The sequence below is a fragment of the Collinsella provencensis genome, from assembly GCF_900199705.1.
In the GTDB taxonomy this organism is placed as follows: domain Bacteria; phylum Actinomycetota; class Coriobacteriia; order Coriobacteriales; family Coriobacteriaceae; genus Collinsella; species Collinsella provencensis.
Genome location: NZ_LT904908.1, coordinates 747,533 through 770,093, shown reverse-complemented (window position 1 = coordinate 770,093; position 22,561 = coordinate 747,533). Strand labels below are relative to the sequence as shown.

Genomic DNA, 22,561 nt, shown 5'->3' with positions numbered 1-22,561 from the left:
TGCCGTTCCGTTTGAAACAACACGACGGCGACGAACTCTCTGATTGGACTCGCCGCCGTCGTGCATGTTTTCAAATAAGTTGTATCCGCGTGAAAGGCGGGTCCTATTTCTCCGCAAACTTCGCGATTGTCTTTCCGATGGCATGCGGAATGCCAACTACCAGTGCATTACCCATGCAAAACGCCCTATGTCCATCGCTCATGGTTTTGTCACCTTCGGACGCGGTCCAACCTTTGGGGAACATTTGGATTTGGTCCAGCTCATCGGGCACCAGCCTTCGAATCCTTCCACTTTCTGAACGGATTGCATGCTTCATGCGGCTTGCGCCTTTGCCACCTTCACCTGTGAGGATGGTACGCGCTGGACTGTCGATGGGATCGGGCCAAGGCATGGAGCCTTCGCTGTAAAGGTACGTGAAACCTTCCGCCGTAGTGCGTTCAATTTTCTTTGCCGCCCGCTGCTCTTCCCATTTTGGAATATCAGCATCGCTGATGAAGAACTCCGCAGGAACCTCTGCGTCAGGAACCCTAATCTCTTCAAGCGTTTTTACGTGTCCGCTGTATGCGGGATTGACCTTACATGTGAAGGCAATTCCGTTTTGCATTGCACCGGCGTTTTGCCATACGCTCGTTTTTGGGCTGTCGGCAGCGAAATTTTGGGTGACATCGTACGGGTCATCAGAAACGTCAACAGTGGCAATACGCTCAATTGAGCTAGTGATAGGGAAGGCATCACTCATGACGCCTTCTTCTTTTACCCTGGCTTTAAGATCCCAGGTTTTATCCGTGAGCTCTCCATAGATATAAACGCGGCGCCGTTTTTGCGGCATTCCGTATTCAGCGGCATTGATGACGCGCCACTCTACGGAGTACCCCTGTTCGGAGAGACAGGAGAGGATGATGGCGAAGTCGCGCCCGCGTTGCTTCGAAGGGCTTTTCAAAAGTCGATCGACGTTCTCTAGCAGGATGTATTTTGGCTTTTTGAAGTTAATCATGCGATAGATGTCCCACCAAAGAACACCTTTCTTGCCTTCAATGCCACCTGCCATTGAGAGCGGCTTGGCTACGGAATAGTCCTGACAAGGGAAACCGCCCACGAGCATTTCGAAGTCAGGAATCTCGCGCGTTCCTGCCTCGTATTCGTCAAGAACCTTATTGATGTCTTCGTTTACGCAGCTACCTGCACCAAAATGAGCTTCGTAGCAGCGCCATGCAAACTGCTTGCTATCACGTCCGTCGGGCTCCCATTGGTTTGCCCAGATGGTTTCGAACGGGCCCGCGGAGGGCATGTCGAATTCAGGATGGTCAGGGTCATGGAACCCATCGAGACCCAAACGAAAACCGCCTACTCCCGCAAATAGCTCAGCAACTCTTATCTTCTTGGTCAAGGGGTGCTCCTTCGCATTCATTGAACCAAGAGTGTATTTTCTCATGAGGACAATAAATGATCAATACCTTTTATGCGATTTTCCGCCAATGAATAAACTGCTAAATCCAATCCTCTTCTTCCATGCGTTTAGCGGCGTATGAGCCCTTAATCCAGATTTGCTGTTTGTACATCGAGATGCCGTTAACGCATTCCGGCTTGTGAGTGCTATTGCTGCTTGTTCCGCGTACGAAGACAACGCCTTCACTAGATTTAGGAAAGTTCGGCGCGCTTCTAATTACGCCGGTCCCGTTAATAATTGGTTTTCCAGCCTTGTCATACGAGACAACATCAACGAGCTCGTTATTCACGATGAGTCTCTTGATTGCGTGCCAGACGCGTGACACTTGAGCGTCGATGAACTCATCATCAAATGCCATTCGTTTAAACCCAAGGAAGGTATTTTCAGTCAGTGGAGCACCATGGCTTGGTTCATTGAATACCATGCACAAAAGCTGGTTGTTGTTGAAGTATTCGAAAAAGAGCGATTCGTCGAATAGGGCGTCATCGACGAACTCCTCGAAGTCGATAGTGAATAGCTTCATGTCTTCTGTGCGAGCACCTGATTTTGTAAGCGTGATTGTTTTTGGTTTGAGTCCAATTGACGCGAAAAGTTCAATAGAGCTCATCTTTCCGCCAGCGCCAAATGCCCTCGTGACAAATTGCTCAGCAAGATTCTTGTTTTGCTTGCACGGGTCGTAAGGAATGCCCATTTCGTCAGCAATTTCGCCAAGCGTTTTGCCTTGGTATTTCTTAGCAATCTGATGCAGCTCAAAATCAATTGAGGTGTAGCTCGTGTAGCTCTTGGGAAGTTGCGTGAGATTATCACCAAAGTTTTTCTTTACCATCGTTGTGACGGCCGAGCGCTTGAGCCTAAAGCGAGGTGGATGAGGGTATTTCGGAGCGGTATCAATGAGAAGCAAGTTCTTTCGCAAGGCGCTCGATAGTTTTGGATAGTGTTGTTTGCGTTCGTTTTCGTCGGGATAGTCTTCTTGAATCTTTCTGATGAAGTTTCTGACCAGGGTCCAGTCGGATTTCAGAGTTTCGATTTCCGCATCACTGAACTGATGGAGCTGATAGCCCTTGATGGGGAAGTTGGCATAACCTGCAGCGGGAACGGTTTTTTCCGAGTCGTACAGGTAATAGACGATAAGCAGCCGTTGTGCCTTGTGCCAGAAATTCGAGGTTGCAAATTCTTCGCCAGCTATCGAGTCTAAGGAGACGGCAGTGATGGACATGGGCTCTTTTGCCTCAAAGCCCTTTCCTTTTTTGGACTTTCGTAGGCCGGTTGTCTTGAGCTCAGTTTCAATGTTGTCGATTACCAAATCGGGTTCTTGGCTCGAGTTTGCGGGGTATCCAATTACTGATTGCTCGATAACATCGCCGGCGATTCCAGTCACCTTGGGGTTTTCAAGCGTGCGGGCAAAGACGTTCTTGGAATCAACTTCGCCCAGCGTTTTTTCAAGGCTGCCTTCAAGTTTTTTCTCAAGATCGACCCATGTGCAATGAAACTGATACGAGCTCAATTTACCCCCTTAGAACGTCCTCATTGTATAGCCTTTCCTCGATTGAGGTGCTGCCCCTACGCCCCAATGGGTTTCTGTCCCCACTCGCTCTGGAGTTTTTCACATCGACATGAATTGACAGGGGAGTTTTAGGCGATTCGGCGCTCTTTCCGAAGGCGATTTGCACAATTCAGCAGGGTTTTTGCATCGTATCGGCATAATCCGGAGCAGACGGCCTCTTTTTGAAAAACGACGGCGCTTCTACCAGCGGCTTTATTTGCCGGTCTTCCGGTGTACTCGGCAAAAGCGGGAGGCAATGCAAGAACCCTGCCTCATTGCGCATCGAGGGCCCACCGGTAATGTATAAAACCCGACGAAGGCGGCAGGATGGGACTTGCTTCCTGTATGCTTCCTGTATACGTGCGCTGGCAAGTCTCGTGAACCCCACCTACACATGCAAATCTCGCAACGCTACGGCACGGTCAAATAACGGCTACACTGGAAGTGCTGAGAAAAACGCCAAGAAAATGCCTGGAACTGATCTCAACAAATTCGGGGAAAGCGATTTTCGAGGGAGAGCGATCGTGAATTTCGATGCTTCGAAAACCAGCGTGTTTACGAGGGGAAACCACATGTGGTTGCTACTTGCATTGCTGTCGGCAGTGTTTGCTGCTTTGACGTCCATTCTTGCCAAAGTTGGCATTGACGGCGTGAATTCCAACCTAGCGACTGCCGTTCGCACCGTCGTTGTCGTTTTCATGGCATGGGGCATGGTGTTCATTACCAGCGCTCAAGGTGGAATCGCTGACATTTCGCCAAAAAGCTGGCTATTTCTCATCCTTTCCGGACTCGCGACGGGTGCTTCTTGGCTCTGCTATTACAAAGCCCTGCAGCTGGGTGAGGCGTCAAAAGTCGTGCCAATCGACAAGCTCAGCGTTGTGTTTACGCTTATCTTGGCGTTCGTCTTTTTGCACGAGCAATTCACGTGGAAATCCGTCGTCGGTGCCCTGTTGATTACCGCGGGTACTTTGGCAATGGTGCTTTAGCAGGACGGATGTCATGGCTTCGCCTTTTGAACACTATCTGTACGTGCTGAAATGCGCAGATGGCAGCCTGTACACGGGCTACACCACCGATGTTTCCGCGCGCCTTGCGACGCATCAGTCGGGGCGTGGCGCCAAGTACACCAAGTCGCATGCACCCGTGAGTCTGATTGTGCAGGCTCGCTTCTATTCCAAGCAGCGAGCCATGAGTGCGGAGGCGTTATTCAAAAAGTTGCCGCGCGCTCGCAAAGATGCGCTTTTGGCGATGGCCGCCGCGGAGCTGTTTGAAGACGTGCTCTGCCGTGAGCTTCCAGGGTTCGGCGAGGATTCTGCTTGCGAGTTTGTTGACCGTCGCCTTGCGGATCAGGTTGATCCGGCGTACCGCGACTTTATGGCAAAGCTTGCGCCCACGGTCGATCCCAAGCGGATGGTCGGCGTTCGCACACCAGCCTTGCGCGCTATCGCGAAGGATCTTGCTCGTCGCGATGACGCACAAACGTTTTTGCGCGCCTTGCCGCATCGCCTGTTTGAGGAGAATCAGGTCCACGCGTTTGTCATTGCGCTTGAGCGCGACTACGACAAGGCTCTCAAGCTTTACAACCGTTTTCTGCCTTACGTAGACAATTGGGCCACGTGCGACCAGCTGTCGGTAAAGGTGTTGGCAAAGGACCCCGATTGTACGTTGCAGCAGGTGGATGCGTGGCTTGCTTCGGGGCATTGCTACACCATCCGCTTCGGTATCGGCGTGCTCATGCGTCTGTTTTTGGACGGGCGATTTGAGTCGTGCTTCCTTGATGTGGTTGCGGCCGCACGTATGCCAGCGGACGGGCGGGATGGCGCGAGTGCTGCGGCAAGCGCTTACACGGGGGGTGGTGCGCTCGGTACGCGGGACGTGCCCGCCACGGATGACGACATCTACTACGTGGACATGATGCGTGCCTGGTACTTTGCCGAGGCGCTGGCCAAGCAGGAAGCTGCAACGCTTCCGTATTTGGAGCGCAAGGGAGACGACGCGCTATTGGACGAATGGACCCGCCGCAAAGCGATTCAAAAGGCGATTGAAAGCCGTCGCATCTCATCTGAAATGAAAGAGCGTCTCCGCGCGATACGTTAGAGTCGGGCGGCGCGAAAGGTCACCATTGCGTAGCAAGAGCATCTTCGCACGATGTGGTAGGGCTTGCACGGCACAACGGGTTCCATTGCGTAACGGTTCAGACACACGGAGCCTTCTTCTGCCCAAGCTTCGGCGAGCGCCGTATACTCATGCTCAAACTTGCAAGATAACACGCCGTATTTCGCCTGTGCGCAGCCGCGTTGAGACGCACGGACTATTGCGTGAAACCAATGAATGCTGGGGGCTTACGATGTCATTTTCGCGAGCGAAAAACCACCTGGAGAGCTTCGGTTTGACCGAGCGCATCATGGAATTTGATACGTCGAGTGCCACGGTCGACCTTGCCGCTGAGGCCGTTGGATGCGAGCCCGCACACATCGCAAAGACACTCTCATTTGCCGTAGATGACCGCGTCGTGCTCGTTGTTTGTGCTGGCGACGCGCGTGTTTCCAATCCCAAATTCAAGGCAGTGTTCCATACCAAACCCAAGATGCTCAAGGCCGAGGAAGCAGAAGAGCGCATCGGCCATGCCGTTGGTGGAGTCTGCCCATTTGGCGTAAACGAGGGTTGCGACGTGTATCTCGACACGTCGATGCGCCGCTTTGAGGTGATGTACCCCGCGTGCGGCAGTGCGAACAGCGCTGTTCGGCTCACGCTCGAGGAGCTCGAACAGGCAACGCCGGGCAGCACGTGGGTTGACGTGTGCAAGCTGCCGGGGGAGTAGCCAGATTGTTGGAGCGGTAACAGGAGGTGCGCCATGCGCGTTGCTCACAGGATTGAAGATCTGATTGGCTCTACGCCGCTGATTGATTTGTCGGCCTTGCAGAATGACTGCGAGCCGTCTGTCGGCTCAGATGCTTGCGAAGATGTGCACGCCGCTGACGCTTGCAACAACGCAATCATCTTGGGCAAATACGAGGCAACCAACCCCGGTGGATCGATTAAAGACCGCGTTGCCCTCGCCATCCTCGATGCTGCCGAGACTTCGGGAAGCCTTGCCCCGGGAGGTACCATCATTGAGCCTACCAGCGGAAACACCGGAGTTGGCTTGGCCATGATCGCGGCGCAGCGCGGCTATAAACTCATTCTCACCATGCCGGATACCATGTCCATTGAGCGACGCAAGCTCGCCGCCGCATATGGGGCGGAAATTGTGCTTACTCCGGGCGCTGAGGGTATGAGTGGCTCTATTGCCAAAGCGGAGGAGCTGCACAAAAGCATTCCGGGTTCGATTATCGCGGGGCAGTTCGATAATCCGGCAAATCCGCAGGCACATTACGAGAGCACCGGTCCCGAGATTTGGAACGATACCGAAGACACTGTTGACGTGCTGGTTGCCGGCGCAGGTACGGGTGGAACGATTTCCGGCACGGCAAAGTACCTCAAAGAGCAAAAACCCGAGGTCTACGTGGTGGCGGTGGAACCCGCGGAGAGTGCGGTGCTCTCGGGCGGTGAGCCGGGCGCCCATGGAATTCAGGGTATCGGCGCGGGATTTGTCCCACGCAACTATGACGCATCGGTTGTGGATGAGGTTCTGCCCATTGCGTCGAGCGATGCGATGGACGTCAAGCGGGATTTGTCGCGGAAGGCCGGTTTGCTTGTGGGCATTTCTGCTGGTGCAGCTGTTGCGGCAGCGCTGCAGCTTGCTCAGCGCCCCGAGTTTGCAGGGAAGACCATCGTCGCGATTCTCCCCGACACCGGTGAGCGCTACCTTTCGGTTGAGGAGTAGCGGCTACACGCACCTTGTGATACGTCTGGCAATCGAAAAGACCGTCGAAAAGCACTCCTTCGCGAGGATGCAGGGTCTTTTTTTGAAAAATGACGGTTCCAATGGCAATTTTTGCCAGATTGTAAGGTCTGAGAAGCGCACGGCAGTCGCTTTTTGGGCATCGAGGGCATCGCAACGGCGTTTTCAACTAAGAAATCCCAGTTGAGCGCGGAGTGGATTAACTCGTTATGCCCTCGCGGGTTACGTCGGACCTTACAATCTGGCATTTTTTGCCATAATTCGCCCCGCTGGAAGAAAAACCTATATCAAGTTACTTTTCAAGTTGTTTACATGTCGCACAAAGACACTTTTCGCAAAGAAAAAGGCGTTCGTCCGAGCACATAAGTGCTGTAAGACGAACGCCTTAACTTCAAAGCGTTTGGGCCGCGGTCAAATCCGCTTCAAGCGTGTTTGATTACGCGAAGAACAGCTCGGAGAGGGTCATCGGCTCGATGTACTCGCCGTCCTTGTAGACGCGCATATTGCCAGAAGCGATTTCGTCGATGAGGATGACGTTGCCGTCGGCGTCGTAGCCGAACTCGAACTTGATGTCGTAAAGCACGAGGCCCTTCTCGGCCAGGTCGTCGGCGACGATCTTGGTGATCTTCTGGGTCATGTCCTTGAGGGAGTCGTACTGCTCGGCGGTCATAATGCCCAGGTCAACGAGACCGTCCTTGGTGACCAGCGGGTCGCCCAGCTCATCGTTCTTGAAGGTGGTCTCGACGTAAGACGGCAGGTCGTCGCCCTCGTTGCAGTACTGCTTATAGCGACGATAGAAGGAACCCACGGCCTTGTTGCGGCAGATGACCTCGAGGCCCCTGCCGAAGACGGTGGCGGGCAGGACCTCCATGGTGGTGTCGTCGAGGTTGGCGGACACGTAATGGGTCTTGATGCCGGCAGCGTTGATCTTCTCGAAGAAATAGATGGACATGCGAAGGTTGACGTCGCCCACACCTTCGATGGTCAGGCCCACGGAGTTCTCGCCCGGATCGAAGACGCCGTCTTTGCCGGTGCAGTCATCCTTGAATTTGAGCAGGTAGTTACCGTTCTCAAGGGCGAAGACGTCCTTGGTTTTGCCGGAATACACGAGTTCCTGTGCCATTGCGGGATTCCTTTCCATCACAGTGCCGCAAAACGTACCTTGCGAGTGTACAACTCTGCAGGAGCGCCTGGTTGCAACTTGCGTGACCAACAGATAATAACCAACTGAATTTCATGCCTTTGTTTTATTTGGAGAATGGGAACGGTTTTAATCTTGCCGGTACGTGAGCGCTGGCGGCTCACGTACCGGAAGGTCCGAATCCCGGCACGGGATAGAAAAAGCCCGGCTTCGCGAGGGAAACCGGGCTTCAAACTCAAGTGGTGCCCCCAACGGGATTCGAACCCGTGATATCCACCTTGAAAGGGTGGCGTCCTTGGCCGCTAGACGATGGGGACACGGCGGAGAAGAGTATAGCAGAAACTCCGCCGTTCGCCATGGTCCATTGCGAGAAGACCGTAGAAGCAGAAAATGACTAAAACCCGCAGCAGCTCACGCGGTCAAAACCTTGGGCGTGCGTCACGTTCGGGCATATGGTTGGAGAGTCGTTGAGATGCAGCTTCCGACGCTAAAACCCGTGACGCAGCGCGAAGTCCTCGGAAATCTCGCGAATACCCTCAACGCCTTCTGCCCATGCGGCGAAATCGGGCGTGTCGGAAATGATGCCGTCGGCCTCCCACACGGCTTGATGCGTGAGCTCCCACGCTTCGCCCACAGCGGGGCGAACCGGCAGATACGGATTGTGAAATGTGGGGTTGAGCAGGAAAAACGCCCCGCCGTCACAACGGTTCGCAAAGTCGCGCAGGGCACGTCGAGCGCTGCGCTTTTGGCCGAGCTTGTAGAGCAGCAACGTGCGCCCGAGCAAAAACCAGGGAAGATCCTCGGTGCCTTCGCCCGCCTCGCGCGCGGCTTCGAAAAACGCGTCCTCATCCTCAAGGCGCGCAAGTGCGAGCAGCAGCGTTCCCACAGCGAGATTGGGATAGCCCTTTGCGCGCATGACCATGCGGGCATACTGGGCCGCCGCACGATAGCGAGCGGTGAAGATGCAGCCCTGCGCCAGGGCCTCAACTGTGTGAAGCCAGCCGATCACATCCGGGTCGCACATGGTGCATGTAGCAGAATCGAGGGTGTCCAGCTCAGATGCTACGTCCTGGCTGCCCGCACCATCCTGCTCGTCCGCTGCATCCACGCGCCACAGCCCGTCAACCTCGGGATCAAAACCCGGACGGGTCTCCAGCAAATACGTGCGCGTGCGCTGCTCGAGCTGAAGCATGTCGCTCAAGCAGGCGTCCAGCGGAACATCCGCAAGCTGAATGCTCACCAGCTGCGCGTCAATGCAGCGTTCGTCCTGTTGAACGATAGCGTGGAGCTGCTTGCGCGTCTGACTGAACAGCTTGATACGCTCGCGCTCAAACTCGTCATCGGGCAGCTCCTCCATGCGAAAAAGCCCGCTCATGAGCGCAGCATGCACGCGCATGTACGAAACGAGCGCCTGGGCATGGGGTGTGGTGGCATAACGCTCTGCATCAAGGGAAATCTGGTCGTGCACCAACGCGCGTGCCGCGTCGGTAAGATCGGCGTGTTCCCGCAGGTAACAGTGCTCCAAATACGCTGGGACATACTGCGAAGGGTCCATTACGCACCTCCGCCCGTCGCCATGCCGCCCATTTGCTCGAGCATTTGGAGGTCCTGTTCGCTCAGCGCCGCCTGAACCAGCTCGTGCTCGGCGATCCAAAGCGCAAAGCTCGCTGAGTCGGGCGTGCCCATTCCCTCTTGGAGCAGCGGCGTTGCTTCCGAAAGCGCCACCACGAGTTCGTCGTCGCTGCCGGGCATGATGTGCACGCGGGAGAACATCCCTTCAGGGAACTCCGCCTGAACAAACAGCGTTTGGGGAGCGTGCAGGAAGAGACGTAGGATTTCGCGGAGCGTTTCGGTGGCGCCCTCGTAATCGAAGGCACGATACGCGAGGCTCATCTCGGCGATGAGGCTCCACGGATCGAGGGGCTGCGAGTCCGCCTGTGCATTGGGCTGGTTTGCCGCAAAGGGGACGAGCCCCTGGTACGCCAACGCATGGCGAGTGCGGAATTCCTGGAGCTCGGCGCGGTCGACCTCAAGCTTGGCAAGAGCGAGCATACCGGTGTGGCGCGCACCCGCCCAGTCGAGCGGAGCGATGGCGAGACATTCCTCAACGGTGGCAAGCGCGCAACGATATTGGCCTGCGATGAACTGACGAGATGCGAGGGAAGCAAGCCAGCGCTGGTAGGGGTGCTGCCCGAGGTCGTTGGCGAATTCGCGCGCATACGGGTCGTCCGCCTCGTCGATAAGGCGCTTTGCCTCGGCGGCAACGTCTGCACGGTTGTCGAGCAGATACGTCACCAGCTCGTCATCGGATTGGGACTGCACAGTGAAGAGCATGCGCTTGGCGTCCCAGTTATGTTCGTCGATGCGCACCGCTTCGGTTAGGTAGCGTTCCACGCGCTCGATGAGCTTGTTGATCTCATCTTCGCTGGCAAGGAAGGGCATTTGATAGTCGATGAGTTCCGTTGCGAGGCACACCAGATGAAACGAGCGGTCTCGGTCGGTTTTGATGAGCGACGCGGGGTCGTTTTGATAGGCGAGCATGGTGCGCTCGATGTACGCTGCGTCGTTAAGCGGATAGATGCGGTCGCGCTTCATGGCGGAGAGGACGAGCCGCAGGCAATCTTCTTGTCTGGGGTCAAATGCCATGCGGTCCTCCTTTCGGGTCAAAAGTAAAGAGACAGTATACCGCGCGCGGATGTTTTCGCGGATGAGGTCGACTTTCTGTGCGCTTTGGGGCACGTCTTGATGACGGACGAGCGGTGCGGTTTGGGTGGGAAACTCAACGGCCCTGCGGGCACGACCTGTCGGGCGGGTAGTCCGCGCGATAATGCGAGCCCAAGCTTTCTTTCCGTGTTTGCATTGCCTCGAGCATGGAGCGTGCAAGGGCAAGCTGGGAACGCAGACGGATGCCGTTCATGAGTTCGCGTGGTGCGCGTATGCTGCGGGTTTGCGGGTGCGGTGAGGGCGTGTCGTCGACCTGCCTCTGGGGCACGGGCGTGTTGTCGGTCTGCCCCTGCGGTGCGGGAGCGTTGTCGGCCTGCCCCTGCGGTGCAGGAGCGTTACCAGCTTGCGAGCGCAGCTCGGTCACGTCGTTTGTTCGCATTTCCTTCGCGCAACAAAGTTCACGCTCCAACGTACCGATCACATCAAGTGCGGCGGAGAGTCCCGCTTCCGTTCGGTTGATCATGGCGTAGGTGCTCATGGTATTTTGCAGCTTTGCGGTGAGCTCCTTTGCACGCACATCGGTAAATGCGGGAGTTTCTGCAGGTAGATGAATTGTCGCAACGGGCAAGTTGACATCGGTCCCATGCATCGCCGCCTTATTGCCCGCATGGAACCGCGCATATTCAGCCGCATTCGCTCCTGCTCGTCTACCAAACACCAGACCGTTGGCGCTCGACAAACCGCCCAAGCGGTCGGCACCGTGCATGCCGCCTGTGAGCTCGCCACAAGCAAAAAGCCCCGGGACGCCCGTCGCGGTGTTCACGTCGATGCGGATGCCGCCGTTCGACGCATGGGCGAACATCGCAACATGCAGGGTGTCGCTAGGATCGATTCCATACGTGCCTTTGAGCCATTGGGCAAAGGCTTGCACAAATTCCGGAATGTCATGCTGGGGGAAGGCATAGGACAGGGAGAGCCCCTCGTTGCCTGCGGCGTCGATAGCCAAATCTACTGTTTCATCTCTCAAACGAGCGGTAAAGGGACCGTGACCGGAACGTGCTTCCAACAGGTTTTCGAGATCTTGGGGATTGCAGGGAAGAATATCTGCGGGCACGCGTTGGGTGGAGCTGGGATTACATTCGGCTGGGGATGCGTCGCCGTGGGAAGGCGTCTTCGCGTCTTCACGAAAGCGCACGTAGCGGAACGTTTTCTCGTTGAAAACCACGCCGTATGCCGGAGCGACCAATCCGGGCATCATCTGCATAAACTCGATGTTGGTGAGTGTGCAGCCCGCGTCGAGCGCAATGCCATGGACGGAGCTCAACACGTCATTTGAAGTGAGCTTTCGGGCGAAGATACCGCTCGTTCCTCCTGCAGCGAGGATGGACGCCATGGCATTGATTTGGACGAAGGAATCGCGTTTTTGCTGGTAAAGGATGGCTCCCGTAACCGGTTCTTCCGCAGGCGCTTCTTCCGCAACTGCTTGGCAGTCGTTTTTAACCAGTTGCGCAAGCTCGCATTGCTCAAAAACCGCAATGTCTAACCGTTCGATTTCGCGCTGTGCAGCGGACACAAAAACGTCGCGTTCGATTCCGCGCCACAGGCGCAGTTTGTGGTCGAAGCAGGGGATATAGGTGCTGTCGCTGGCATGCTCATCGCTCGGGCGCTTTAGTTGGACGCCCAGCTCGTTTTCAAGCCAGGCAATGGATGGCAGGATTCCTCGCACAAACGATTGAACGAGATCCGGGTTCGCGACGCCTCCGCCAATGGAGAGGATTGTCTCGATAAGGTCATCCTCGTCTGCCTCGTTTTGGGGTCCGATAAGGCCGAGTCCCCAGGTACCAGGGTAGAAACTGGAGCCTCCAAACAGGTTGCCACTGCAGGCGATTGCGACTCGTGCGCCCGTTTGTGCTGCCTCAATGGCGGCGACAATGCCCGCGATGCCCGTGCCGACAACCAAGACGTCGAAGTCCCGCGGGACCGATGGTGCCTGCTGGTCAAATGAGGTTTTGCTGCGCATGGGATACCTCCGGGAACGGGACATTTGTGCTTGCCGCTGCGGTGCAATCGGTTATACTGTACCCTCACGGGCGATTGGCGCAACGGTTAGCGCAGGTGCTTTACACGCACAAGGCTGGGGGTTCGAATCCCTCATCGCCCACCCGTTGGTTTTGATTGGCCCGGCCACTTCGGTGACCGGGCTTTTTCGTGCCGTTCTCCCGTTGCCTGTGATTTCCTGCACTTTCAGAGCTTCAAAAGGAAGAAATCCATAGGCAACGGCAATCTTTCATGGATTCGAACCCGCGAGGGCGCGGAGCTGCGGCAACGCGCAAGCGTTGCCCAGTGGAGCTCGCGAGGCGCCGGCAGGCGCCGCAGCGCGTCGGGGCTTGCCCACAAGCCCCGGAATCCCTCATCGCCCACCATCGCAATGCGATCCAAACCCCTCTTCCGGGATTTGGGTTTTTCATGCCGTCAACTGCGGTCTCATAGCGTTACCTATGATTCTCTGCGCAATAAAGGCTGCAAAGGGCAGAAAACCATAGGCAATCTGGTTCAAAACGTACGCAACCAAAAAACACGCAGCATCCGTCTGGTTTCATTTTGGGAATGTAACAATGGTCTGGTTTCAAACGTCGGAGGCGTGATACTAAGGCGTTCGGGGTAGATATTCGCGTGCGTGTTGCTGCGGGTTGCATGGTCTTTTATGCTGGCAAACCGTAACGCGGTATGATGGATGGCATGCAATCCGCCATACGCGTGGCGCGTCCGCGAAAGGAGCCCTTGTGAGCGAAGAGTTCGACCTGTCAGGCTGTCCGGTCTTGCCTGCACATCCAACCGGAGAGCTGCGCGAACAGCTCGCCGACGTGCGGTACATTTTCACCGACCTCGACGCCACGATGCTGGCTCCCGGTTCCTGTGCCCTGAGCGATAACGAGGGCAATCCCAGCACCGAGCTGCTCGAAACCGTGGTTGCGCTCAAACGCGCGGGCATCGAGATCATTCCCTGCTCCGGTCGCAATCGCGCGATGCTGCAGGAAGACGCCCGCATTCTCGGTTTCAATTCCTATATCGGCGAGATGGGCGGCCTGCTTATGCTCGATCTGAAGGCAGGTAAATGGGAGTACTTCACCGCCGACATGCCTTACGATCCGGCGTGTGGTCTCACGCCACACCAGGTCATCGAGCGTGCAGACGTGTGCCAGCAAATCATCGACCGTTGGCCCGAGCGCATCGAATACCACAACGACATGTCTACCGGCTACAAGCACCGCGAGGTCACAATCGGCATGCGCGGCGAGGTCGACGATGCCGAGGCGCAAGCGATGCTCGACGAAGCCGGGTTGGGCTTGGTGTGGGCGAACAACGGATTCCTCACGCATATCTCCATGCCCACGACGCTCGACTTGGACAAGATCGGCGCCGCGCGGCCGTACATCGTCATGCCTTCGGGCCTGGACAAGGGCAAGGGCATCGAGCGTTTTTGCGAGCTGCGCGGTATCGATCGCGCGCAAACGCTTGCCATCGGCGATTCGGAATCGGATTTCCTCATGGCCCCGCATGTGGGCACGTTCGTATGCGTGGAAAATGCGCTGAAGGACCCTGCGGCGCCCGCGCTCATCGCAGGTAACGATAATGTGTATGTCGCCCGCGGCAAGATCGTGGACGGCTGGATGTACATGGCTCGCGCGGTGCTCGCGGCGCGGGCATAATCTGCGTGTACGAAAGCGCTGGCTGAAGCCCGATTTCCGAGGTGTTCAGCGAGGCATTTGCCGAAGGCGCCGGCCGAATGACCGATTGAAAGGTCGACAAAGGAGTCGGTTGAGCAGCCGGCTAAAGGCTAAGGGCGCTGGCCGGGGGACTTACGGGATGTACTGGTTGAAAGGGGACACGGCATGCTCGACAACGAATGCCCCATCGGTGTATTTGATTCCGGACTGGGCGGCCTGACCGTTGCCCGTTGCATCGCCACGTCGCTGCCCCATGAGTCCATCTACTACCTGGGCGACACCAAGCGCTGTCCCTACGGCGTTCGCTCTGAGGAGGAAGTGCGCTCCTTTGTGCTGCAAGCCGGTCGCTGGCTTTCTGCGCGCAACATCAAGATCATGATTATCGCCTGCAACACGGCGACCGCGGCGGGTCTGCGCATCGCTCAGCAGATGCTGCCCGTTCCGGTTATCGGCGTCATCGCGCCGGGTGCCCGCGCCGCCATCAACTCCACGCGCACGCGCAAAGTGGGCGTGCTCGCCACGAGTCTCACGGTGCGCTCCGGTGCTTACACGCGTGCCATCCAAGATCTGGATGCCGGCGTGGACGTATACGGCTGTCCTGCGCCGAGTTTTGTTGAGATGGTTGAAAAGGAGCTGGCTACGGGTGCGCACCTGCAGGAACGCTGGTTGCAAAACGGCGATGTTTTCGACACGCCCGAAAATCGCATGGAGGTCGAACGCACGCTCGCGCCGCTTATCAGTGGAGGAGTCCAGGTGGATACCGTCGTGCTGGGTTGTACGCATTTCCCCTTGCTCGCAGGTCCCATTCGCCATGCTTTGGGCCCGGATGTCCGCGTGGTTTCCTCGGCAGAGGAAACGACCCGTGAACTTGAGGACATCCTGCGTCGCCGCGAACTGCTCGCGTCGGACGACACCGTGCCGATGCATCGTTTCGCTACGACTTCGGATAACATTGCCGAGTTCGCCGCGGCGGGCAGCTTCATTTTTGGACAGCCGCTGCAGTCCATTGAGCACGTCAGCCTGGACGACCTTTCCGAGCGCTAGGGAAAGGTCAAGCCGGGCGGTGTGCCGTGGCGCAGGGCGAGCGATGAGCGGTAAACGCATATGCACGCACGCATGCCGCTATCGTTATCGAGCCTGAGCATCGGTTACCGCGCCTGTGCATCGTTGCAGGTGCGCGCACGTGCACCGGTATCGCTGTGGTTACATGTGTGCTTTCGTGGGAATACGAACGGCACGCAATTGAGTAGGAGAGGACACCTATGGAATACATGGAGATAAACCGCGCGAATGGACGCGCTGCCAACGAGATGCGCCCGGTCAATCTAACGCGCGAGGTCATGAAGAACGCGTTGGGTTCGTGCCTGGTGGAGTTCGGCGACACCAAAGTGCTGTGCGCCGCCACCATTGAGGAAGGCGTGCCGGGTTGGCGCAAGGCGAGTCATGCCGGCTGGGTGACGGCGGAGTATGCGATGCTGCCGGCGTCGACCAACCGTCGCACGAAGCGCGAAACCGGAAGCCGCAAGGGTCGCTCCATGGAGATTGAGCGCCTCATCGGCCGCAGCCTGCGCACGGTGGTGAACATGAAAGCCCTGGGTGAGTACACCGTCACCGTGGATTGCGACGTGTTGCAGGCCGACGGCGGCACGCGTACGGCGAGCATCACGGGCGCTTGGGTCGCTTTGCACGACGCGCTTATGAAGTGGGTCGAGGCGGGCAAGATCGCGCGCCTGCCCCTCACCGGCCAGGTCGCGGCGGTGTCCATGGGCCTTGTTGATGGTTGCGAGCTGCTCGATCTCGATTACGTTGAGGATAGCCACGCCGAGGTTGACATGAACCTTGTGGCGACCGATACGGGTGAGATCATCGAGCTTCAAGGGACGGGCGAGCGCACGCCGTTCAGTCGTGAGCGCTTGGGCCGCTTGCTTGACCTGGGCGACGCGGGTATTGCGCAGCTCATCGCCCTGCAAAACGAAGTGACGGCGTTTAGGGATTAGGGGCGAGCAGCCTTTTGAGCTAGAGGCGAGAAACCTTTTGAATGAAGCGGCAGGCAGTCTGAGGAATTGACAGCAAGCAGCTTTTGATTACGAGCGGACAACTTTGAGGAATGGGGAGCGCGCAATGGCACTCGAAAAGATCGACATCAATACGCTGAACCCGCAAAACACCATCGTGGTAGCGACCGGCAACGCCCATAAGCTCACCGAGATTCAGACGATTTTGGGCTCCGTTTTGCCGGAGGTTCGTTTTGTCGCCTTGGGCCAGCTCGGAGACTTTGAGGATCCCGAAGAAAACGGCGAAACGTTCCGCGACAACGCGCTTATCAAAGCTCAGGCGGCCGTCGAGGCAACGGGCCTACCCGCAATTGCCGACGACTCCGGTCTCGTGGTCGATTCCCTTGGCGGGGCGCCGGGTGTCTATTCCGCGCGCTATGCGGGCGAGCATGGCAATGACGCCGCCAACAATGAAAAGCTGTTGCATGAGATGGCGGACGTTACCGATGCAGATCGCACGGCGCGCTTCATGAGCGTGGTTGCGCTCATCAACGCGGACGGCTTCGTTTTCACTGGTACGGGTGCATGCGAAGGCGTGATTGGACATGAGGGTCGTGGCGAGTTCGGCTTCGGTTACGACCCGCTGTTCCTTCCTGTTGACACGCCGGGCAAGACCATGGCCGAGCTCACACCCGAGGAGAAAAACGCCATCAGTCACCGCTTCCACGCACTCCAGGACCTTGCGTCGCAACTTCATGAGATCGCGGATGTCTTTGCTCATGCTGGCGTTCCTGTGCAAGACACCCCGGTGAGCGCCGACGAGGACCGCTAGTATGCGCGCGGTTGTCCAGCGCGTTTCGCGCGCGAGCGTGACTATCGACAACGAGATTGCGGGCGCCATCGGCGCGGGCTACCTCATCTTGCTCGGTGTTGGTCATGACGACACGCGTGCCGAGGCGGATAAACTTTGGTCGAAACTCCACGCGCTGCGCATCAACGAAGACGAGGACGGCAAGACCAATCTCTCGCTCGACGACATCAAGGGTGAGGTCTTGGTGGTCTCCCAGTTCACGCTGTACGCGAACTGCAAAAAGGGTCGTCGCCCGTCGTTTGTCGACGCTGCCGCTCCCGATCACGCCACCGAGCTCTACGAGTATTTCGTGAGCCTTGTTCGTCAGGATGTGGAGCATGTTTCCACGGGGCGCTTCGGCGCATACATGCAGGTAGAACTTATTAACGACGGCCCCTTCACCATCGTGCTGGATACCGACGAGTTGTAAACGTTGTGCTTGCGTGTACCCGCACGCAGCGCGCCCCATATCGAAATATGATGTGATTCAGCTCAGACCTCAGACAATAGCGTAGTGAGCCTGCTACACTAGCGCAGTTCACGTACATTGGGGATCGCTGTCGATGCTCCCTGCAGGAGGCAAATGGCATGGAAGAGCTGGAAGTTAACCACGTAGCTGAGATTCAGGAAAAGCTGACCACTCTGGTCGGTGAGCGCATCAAGGTTAAGGCCAATATGGGCCGCACACGCGTCATCGAGCGCATGGGCGTTATCAAAACCGTTCACCCCGCCGTTTTCATCGTTGAGGTTGAAGAGCGTCGCGGCCGCAAGTCGCGCCAGTCGTATCAGTACGTCGATGTCCTCACGGGAACGGTCGAGCTGTTCGACCCCGAGACCGGCGAGTATATATTCACGCCGCTCAACACCGAGCTCGAGCAAGACTAGATGAGCAGGGTCTCTTCGGCGGACGGGTCGCGTGCGGCCACGTGCTCGACGGATGACGCTCTGACCATTTCCGCCCCCGCAAAAATTAACCTCTACCTGGGTGTTCACGCGCAAAAGGATGCACGCGGATATCACTTGGTCGATACCGTGATGATCGCGCTCGATCTTGCCGACACACTTACGGTAAGGCCGTCTGACGCCCTGACGGTGCGCACGGTTCCTCAGACCGATTTTCCTCAGGAGCACAACACCGCATATAAGGCGGCTGTTGCGATGGGGAAGGTCTTTGGCCGTGAGCCGCACTTTAACGTCCTCATTGACAAGCACATTCCCATGTGCGCTGGCCTGGGCGGTCCGTCCACCGATGCCGCTGCGACCATCGTGGCGCTGTGCCAGTTTTGGGGCATCGACCCACACGATGAGCGTGTTCTTGGCGTGGCGCGATCCATTGGCGCTGACGTGCCGTTTTTCCTGTATGGGATGCCGACGTATTTGGGCGGCTGCGGCGACGTTATGTGTGAGACATTCCAGCCGTTCACGGGTACACCCGTTGCGTTGGTCAAGCCCTGGTCGAGCCGCGTGTCTACGATCGAGGCTTATCGTCGTTTTGACGAGAACCCGGTTGCGCTTCCGCCGCTTGAGCCGATGCTCGAGGCGCTTCGCGCGCACAATGATGACGAGGTGCTCGCGCGCGTCGAGAACAACCTTGCCCCCGCGGCCTGCGGTCTTGCTCCCGAGATTGGCGAGATCTTGGATTGGATGCGTCAGCAGTCTGGCGTGCGCGTTGCCAATGTATGTGGATCTGGCGCGACGGTTTTTGCCATCTGTGAGACGCAGGAGGCGGCTGAAGCCGTGAGTGCCGCTGCGGACGCGCATGGATGGTGGTCATACGCTGCCAAGATGGGGGAGCGCGGTCCGTCCATCGTGGAGTAGGCGCGGCTGTAGGTGCGGTCGTTGGCGAGATGGTGTTGGCGTGCGTGTTGATGCAGCGCTGTGTCGCGACGTTGTAACGGTGGCGCTTGCATATGAGGTGTCCCTCGCTACAGCATTTCCATTCAACATGAGCTGCGTGTAGGCATAAGCCGTGCGTAGGGTTTTCGATATCCTCGGCAGCGGTCTGGCATTCTGCAAAACGTTTTGATAGGATAATCGAGCTATCGGGTTGTGGCTCAGTTTGGTAGAGCACTGCGTTCGGGACGCAGGGGTCGCTGGTTCAAATCCAGTCAACCCGACCATTGCGCTTAAGAGGGTCACCAGTAGGTGACCCTTTTGCGTTAGTGTTGTGCAGAGCCGCTGTGGCGGGGTATACTCTTCCGAGCTGTAGTGCGCGCACCGAGCGCCACGTCCGCAAATCGACGTTATTCCGGGAGGAAATCATTATGATGCCCAAGGGTATGGAATGGATTGTCATTCTCATCGTGGCCCTGCTGATCTTTGGCCCCAAGAATCTTCCGAAGCTCGGTAAGTCGCTTGGCTCCACGGTCAAGAACATCCGCGAGGGTATGGCCGGCGACGACACTCCCGATGAGGTCGAGGCCGACGTCGTCGAGGATGAGGACGACGAGGTCGCCGAGCTCGAGGCCAAGCTCGCCGCTGCCAAGGCTCGTAAAGAGGCCAAGGACGCCGAGTAACCCACTTGCAAAGGGTTGATCGCGGCCGGTTGACCCGCTGGGGCTAGCCGGTCGCTTTTGCTGTTATTCCCACACGTTTTGTATGGAGGAGTTTGCCACATGGATGCAAGCCAGATCGTACTGACCGCTGAAGGCCGCAAGAGGCTCGAGGAAGAGCTCGCATATCTCGAGGGCGAGAAGTCCCAGGAGATCGTCGAGCATATCAAGGAAGCCCGCGCGTTCGGCGACCTTTCCGAGAACGCTGAGTACGATGCGGCTAAGGAAGAGCAGGCCAAGAACGCTGCTCGCATCGCCGAGATCCGTGCTACGCTCGCCAACGCTCAGGATGCCACTACCGGCTCCGACCAAATTGTGTCCATCGGCTCCGTGGTGACGCTGGTCGACGAGGAGGGGGAGGCCACCGACTTCGCCATTGTGGGTACCACCGAGACCAACGTTTTGCAGCACAAGATCTCCAACGAGTCCCCGGTCGGCCGTGCCATCATCGGTCATGTCGAGGGCGAGTCCGTCGAGGTCACGCTGCCCAACGGTTCCAAGCGCATTTACACCATCGCCAAGATCACGCGCTAGGGTTTGTGAGTTTCGTCCAAATCCTAGCGCGCATCCGCTCCCTGGCGCCGCATGGCGCGAGGGGGCGGTTTTTGTTTAAGCCCCGTTTAAGCCCTCGTTTGAGTCACGTTTGAGCCCCTGTTCAAGCCTTGCTCAAGCCGCTATCGTTCGAACCCCGTGCTTCGACTTTGCGCATGTACACCCGCTTTCATGCACGCCGTATCCGTATATCTACCAGCTCTTCTTTCGGGCTGGAATAAGAGTTCTAAGAGAGGACACCATGGCCGAGAACACCTCTGCAACCGTTGAGACTGCCGAGTCTGCCAACACGCTCAACGACGAGCGCGCCCGTCGTCTGGTCGACCGCGCCGCCTTGTATGCCGCGGGCGAGAATCCCTATCCTGAGCATTCCGACGTCACCGATCACGCCGCCGACCTTCTCGAGCGCTATGCTTATCTCGAGAACGAGCAGACGGCCGACGAAACCGTGACCATTGGCGGTCGTGTGGTCGCCAAGCGCGGCCAGGGCAAGATCATGTTCCTCGTCCTGCGCGATCCTTCTGCTGACATCCAGCTGTTCTGCCGCGTGAACGACGTGGAGGAGGAATCTTGGGCGGTGCTCAAGAAGCTCGATCTGGGCGACATCGTCCAGGCCACCGGCGTTGTTACGCGCACCAAGCGTGGCGAGATCTCTGTCGCCCCGCGCCAGCTGCGCCTGCTCTCCAAGGCGGTGCGTCCGCTTCCCGAGAAGTTCCACGGCCTCTCCGACAAGGAGACTCGTTATCGTCAGCGCTACGTCGACCTCATCGTGAATGAGGATGTGCGCGAAACCTTCCGCAAGCGCTCCACCATCATCTCCACCTTCCGCCGCTACATGGAGGACAACGGCTACATGGAGGTCGAGACGCCCATCCTGCAGACCATCCAGGGCGGCGCCACGGCAAAACCGTTCATCACGCACTTCAACGCGCTTAACCAGGAGAATTACCTGCGCATCGCCACCGAGCTGCACCTCAAGCGTCTGATTGTGGGCGGCTATGAGCGCGTGTTCGAGATCGGCCGCATTTTCCGCAACGAGGGTATGGACCTCACGCACAACCCCGAGTTCACCACCATGGAGGCCTACCGCGCCTACTCCGATCTCGACGGCATGAAGGAGCTCGCCGAGGGCGTGATCACCGCCGCCGCGCGCGCCATCGGCCTTGAGGGCATGGTCGAGTACCAGGGTATGCAGATTGACCTGTTCTCGCCGTGGGCCAGCCGTTCCATGACCGAGGTCGTCTCCGACGTTTTGGGCCGCGAGATCACGCTCGACACGCCCATCGAGGAGCTGCGCGCCGCCTGCGCCGAGCACGACATCGAGTACAAGCCCGAGTGGACCGCCGGCAAGCTCGTCGCCGAGCTGTTCGACGAGCTGGGCGAGGCCACGCTCATCAACCCGACCTTCGTGGTCGACTATCCGGTCGAGGTGTCTCCGCTGGCCAAGCGCCACGAGGATGACCCGCGCCTGACGCACCGCTTTGAGCTGTTCATCGCCGCGCACGAGTACGCCAACGCGTTCTCCGAGCTCAACGATCCGGTTGACCAGGCTGAGCGCTTTGCCGCGCAGATGGAGGAGAAGGCCGGCGGCGACGACGAGGCCATGGAATACGACGAGGATTACGTGCGCGCACTTGAGTACGGCATGCCTCCGGCGGGCGGCATCGGCATCGGCATCGACCGCGTGGTCATGCTGCTCACCAACTCCAGCTCCATCCGCGACGTGCTGCTGTTCCCGCACATGAAGCCCGAGAAGGGATTCAAGTCGGGTGCTGCCGCGGCCCGCGCTGCCCAGCTCGCCGAGTCCGAGGGCGCTGCTTCTCCGTTCGTGAAGCCCGCCAAGCCCACGATTGACTACTCCAAGGTGGTCGTCGAGCCGCTGTTCGAGGACTTCGTTGACTTCGATACGTTCTCCAAGAGCGATTTCCGCGCCGTCAAGGTCAAGGATTGCGTCGCCGTTCCCAAGTCCAAGAAGCTCCTCAACTTCACGCTTGACGACGGTACGGGCGAGGACCGCACCATCCTTTCCGGCATCCACGACTACTACGAGCCGGAGGACCTGATTGGCAAGACGCTTATCGCCATCACCAACCTGCCGCCGCGCAAGATGATGGGCATCCCGTCCTGTGGCATGATCATCTCCGCGGTTCATGCCGAGCAGGGGGGCGAAGACGCATCCGAGCGTCTGAACGTGCTCATCGTGGATGATTCCATCCCCGCGGGAGCCAAGCTCTACTAAGGGTTTT

Annotated in this window: 20 protein-coding genes and 3 tRNA genes; 16 read left to right on the top strand and 7 right to left on the bottom strand. The window is 57.7% G+C overall.

Annotation, left to right across the window (positions count from 1 at the left end):
- Positions 1-103 precede the first annotated feature (103 nt).
- Both dcm and C1711_RS03470 read right to left on the bottom strand, forming a co-directional pair.
- Complete coding sequence (gene dcm / locus C1711_RS03475) at positions 104-1,387, bottom strand: DNA (cytosine-5-)-methyltransferase (protein ID WP_234346213.1); 1,284 nt, start codon at positions 1,385-1,387, stop codon at positions 104-106.
- Positions 1,388-1,487: 100 nt separating this feature from the next.
- A complete protein-coding gene (locus C1711_RS03470) occupies positions 1,488-2,951 on the bottom strand; it encodes a MutH/Sau3AI family endonuclease (RefSeq protein WP_102337809.1) in 1,464 nt (487 codons plus the stop codon).
- 563 nt (positions 2,952-3,514) lie between these two features.
- Between C1711_RS03470 and C1711_RS03465 the strand changes: the two genes are divergently transcribed.
- The 4 genes from C1711_RS03465 (at position 3,515) to cysK (ending at position 6,816) form a co-directional block, all read left to right on the top strand.
- Positions 3,515-3,976, top strand: a complete 462-nt coding sequence (locus tag C1711_RS03465; RefSeq protein WP_234346208.1) for an EamA family transporter — start codon at positions 3,515-3,517, stop codon at positions 3,974-3,976.
- Positions 3,977-3,989: 13 nt separating this feature from the next.
- Positions 3,990-5,087 (top strand): DNA alkylation repair protein, encoded by a 1,098-nt coding sequence (locus C1711_RS03460; RefSeq protein ID WP_102337807.1) that lies wholly within the window; start codon positions 3,990-3,992, stop codon positions 5,085-5,087.
- Positions 5,088-5,337: 250 nt separating this feature from the next.
- Entirely contained in the window at positions 5,338-5,811 is a 474-nt protein-coding gene (locus tag C1711_RS03455) for a YbaK/EbsC family protein (RefSeq protein WP_102337806.1), read from the top strand.
- Between the two features lie 33 nt (positions 5,812-5,844).
- A complete protein-coding gene (gene cysK, locus C1711_RS03450) occupies positions 5,845-6,816 on the top strand; it encodes a cysteine synthase A (RefSeq protein ID WP_102337805.1) in 972 nt (323 codons plus the stop codon).
- Positions 6,817-7,270: 454 nt separating this feature from the next.
- Here cysK and C1711_RS03445 read toward each other — a convergent pair whose 3' ends face one another.
- The 5 genes from C1711_RS03445 to C1711_RS03425 all read right to left on the bottom strand — a co-directional run bounded on the left by C1711_RS03445 (position 7,271) and on the right by C1711_RS03425 (position 12,659).
- Complete coding sequence (locus C1711_RS03445) at positions 7,271-7,957, bottom strand: phosphoribosylaminoimidazolesuccinocarboxamide synthase (RefSeq protein ID WP_102337804.1); 687 nt, start codon at positions 7,955-7,957, stop codon at positions 7,271-7,273.
- 258 nt (positions 7,958-8,215) lie between these two features.
- A tRNA-Glu gene (locus tag C1711_RS03440) sits at positions 8,216-8,292 on the bottom strand.
- A 170-nt stretch (positions 8,293-8,462) separates the two neighbouring features.
- Positions 8,463-9,530: a hypothetical protein gene (locus tag C1711_RS03435; protein ID WP_102337803.1), complete on the bottom strand. Its 1,068-nt coding sequence runs from the start codon at positions 9,528-9,530 to the stop codon at positions 8,463-8,465.
- The gene (locus C1711_RS03430) at positions 9,530-10,621 is read right to left on the bottom strand and encodes a hypothetical protein (protein WP_102337802.1); all 1,092 of its coding nucleotides are present in this window, start codon (positions 10,619-10,621) and stop codon (positions 9,530-9,532) included. Before C1711_RS03430 ends, C1711_RS03435 begins: the two co-directional genes overlap by 1 nt.
- A gap of 133 nt (positions 10,622-10,754) precedes the next feature.
- Complete coding sequence (locus C1711_RS03425; RefSeq protein WP_234346206.1) at positions 10,755-12,659, bottom strand: FAD-binding protein; 1,905 nt, start codon at positions 12,657-12,659, stop codon at positions 10,755-10,757.
- A 68-nt stretch (positions 12,660-12,727) separates the two neighbouring features.
- On the opposite strand from C1711_RS03425, the gene C1711_RS03420 reads away from it, so the two are divergent.
- The 12 genes from C1711_RS03420 to lysS all read left to right on the top strand — a co-directional run bounded on the left by C1711_RS03420 (position 12,728) and on the right by lysS (position 22,554).
- Positions 12,728-12,800, top strand: a tRNA-Val gene (locus C1711_RS03420).
- 622 nt (positions 12,801-13,422) lie between these two features.
- Entirely contained in the window at positions 13,423-14,349 is a 927-nt protein-coding gene (locus tag C1711_RS03415; protein WP_102337801.1) for an HAD family hydrolase, read from the top strand.
- Positions 14,350-14,532: 183 nt separating this feature from the next.
- Entirely contained in the window at positions 14,533-15,411 is an 879-nt protein-coding gene (murI, locus tag C1711_RS03410; protein WP_102337800.1) for a glutamate racemase, read from the top strand.
- 218 nt (positions 15,412-15,629) lie between these two features.
- Positions 15,630-16,364, top strand: a complete 735-nt coding sequence (gene rph / locus C1711_RS03405) for a ribonuclease PH (protein ID WP_102337799.1) — start codon at positions 15,630-15,632, stop codon at positions 16,362-16,364.
- Between the two features lie 124 nt (positions 16,365-16,488).
- Entirely contained in the window at positions 16,489-17,193 is a 705-nt protein-coding gene (gene rdgB / locus C1711_RS03400) for an RdgB/HAM1 family non-canonical purine NTP pyrophosphatase (RefSeq protein WP_102337798.1), read from the top strand.
- 1 nt (position 17,194) lies between these two features.
- Entirely contained in the window at positions 17,195-17,641 is a 447-nt protein-coding gene (dtd, locus tag C1711_RS03395; RefSeq protein ID WP_102337797.1) for a D-aminoacyl-tRNA deacylase, read from the top strand.
- Between the two features lie 158 nt (positions 17,642-17,799).
- On the top strand, positions 17,800-18,096 hold the full coding sequence (locus C1711_RS03390) for a Veg family protein (protein WP_102337796.1): 297 nt from the start codon (positions 17,800-17,802) through the stop codon (positions 18,094-18,096).
- Positions 18,097-19,029, top strand: coding sequence for a 4-(cytidine 5'-diphospho)-2-C-methyl-D-erythritol kinase (gene ispE, locus C1711_RS03385; protein WP_102337795.1), 933 nt, complete (start codon positions 18,097-18,099; stop codon positions 19,027-19,029).
- 225 nt (positions 19,030-19,254) lie between these two features.
- A tRNA-Pro gene (locus C1711_RS03380) sits at positions 19,255-19,331 on the top strand.
- 144 nt (positions 19,332-19,475) lie between these two features.
- Positions 19,476-19,727 (top strand): Sec-independent protein translocase subunit TatA/TatB, encoded by a 252-nt coding sequence (locus C1711_RS03375; RefSeq protein WP_199824830.1) that lies wholly within the window; start codon positions 19,476-19,478, stop codon positions 19,725-19,727.
- Positions 19,728-19,826: 99 nt separating this feature from the next.
- A complete protein-coding gene (greA, locus tag C1711_RS03370; protein WP_102337794.1) occupies positions 19,827-20,297 on the top strand; it encodes a transcription elongation factor GreA in 471 nt (156 codons plus the stop codon).
- 259 nt (positions 20,298-20,556) lie between these two features.
- Positions 20,557-22,554, top strand: a complete 1,998-nt coding sequence (gene lysS / locus C1711_RS03365) for a lysine--tRNA ligase (RefSeq protein WP_102337793.1) — start codon at positions 20,557-20,559, stop codon at positions 22,552-22,554.
- The last annotated feature ends 7 nt before the right edge of the window (positions 22,555-22,561 follow it).

What these genes read in the sequence shown, in the direction of transcription:
- C1711_RS03430 (WP_102337802.1), bottom strand. Translation starts at nt 10,621, where the DNA reads ATGGCATTTGACCCCAGACAAGAAGATTGCCTGCGGCTCGTCCTCTCC.
- C1711_RS03460 (WP_102337807.1), top strand. Translation starts at nt 3,990, where the DNA reads ATGGCTTCGCCTTTTGAACACTATCTGTACGTGCTGAAATGCGCAGAT.
- C1711_RS03455 (WP_102337806.1), top strand. Translation starts at nt 5,338, where the DNA reads ATGTCATTTTCGCGAGCGAAAAACCACCTGGAGAGCTTCGGTTTGACC.
- C1711_RS03375 (WP_199824830.1), top strand. Translation starts at nt 19,476, where the DNA reads ATGATGCCCAAGGGTATGGAATGGATTGTCATTCTCATCGTGGCCCTG.
- rdgB (WP_102337798.1), top strand. Translation starts at nt 16,489, where the DNA reads ATGGCACTCGAAAAGATCGACATCAATACGCTGAACCCGCAAAACACC.
- C1711_RS03435 (WP_102337803.1), bottom strand. Translation starts at nt 9,530, where the DNA reads ATGGACCCTTCGCAGTATGTCCCAGCGTATTTGGAGCACTGTTACCTG.
- C1711_RS03425 (WP_234346206.1), bottom strand. Translation starts at nt 12,659, where the DNA reads ATGCGCAGCAAAACCTCATTTGACCAGCAGGCACCATCGGTCCCGCGG.
- murI (WP_102337800.1), top strand. Translation starts at nt 14,533, where the DNA reads ATGCTCGACAACGAATGCCCCATCGGTGTATTTGATTCCGGACTGGGC.
- ispE (WP_102337795.1), top strand. Translation starts at nt 18,097, where the DNA reads ATGAGCAGGGTCTCTTCGGCGGACGGGTCGCGTGCGGCCACGTGCTCG.
- dtd (WP_102337797.1), top strand. Translation starts at nt 17,195, where the DNA reads ATGCGCGCGGTTGTCCAGCGCGTTTCGCGCGCGAGCGTGACTATCGAC.
- rph (WP_102337799.1), top strand. Translation starts at nt 15,630, where the DNA reads ATGGAATACATGGAGATAAACCGCGCGAATGGACGCGCTGCCAACGAG.
- lysS (WP_102337793.1), top strand. Translation starts at nt 20,557, where the DNA reads ATGGCCGAGAACACCTCTGCAACCGTTGAGACTGCCGAGTCTGCCAAC.
- C1711_RS03390 (WP_102337796.1), top strand. Translation starts at nt 17,800, where the DNA reads ATGGAAGAGCTGGAAGTTAACCACGTAGCTGAGATTCAGGAAAAGCTG.
- greA (WP_102337794.1), top strand. Translation starts at nt 19,827, where the DNA reads ATGGATGCAAGCCAGATCGTACTGACCGCTGAAGGCCGCAAGAGGCTC.
- cysK (WP_102337805.1), top strand. Translation starts at nt 5,845, where the DNA reads ATGCGCGTTGCTCACAGGATTGAAGATCTGATTGGCTCTACGCCGCTG.
- C1711_RS03445 (WP_102337804.1), bottom strand. Translation starts at nt 7,957, where the DNA reads ATGGCACAGGAACTCGTGTATTCCGGCAAAACCAAGGACGTCTTCGCC.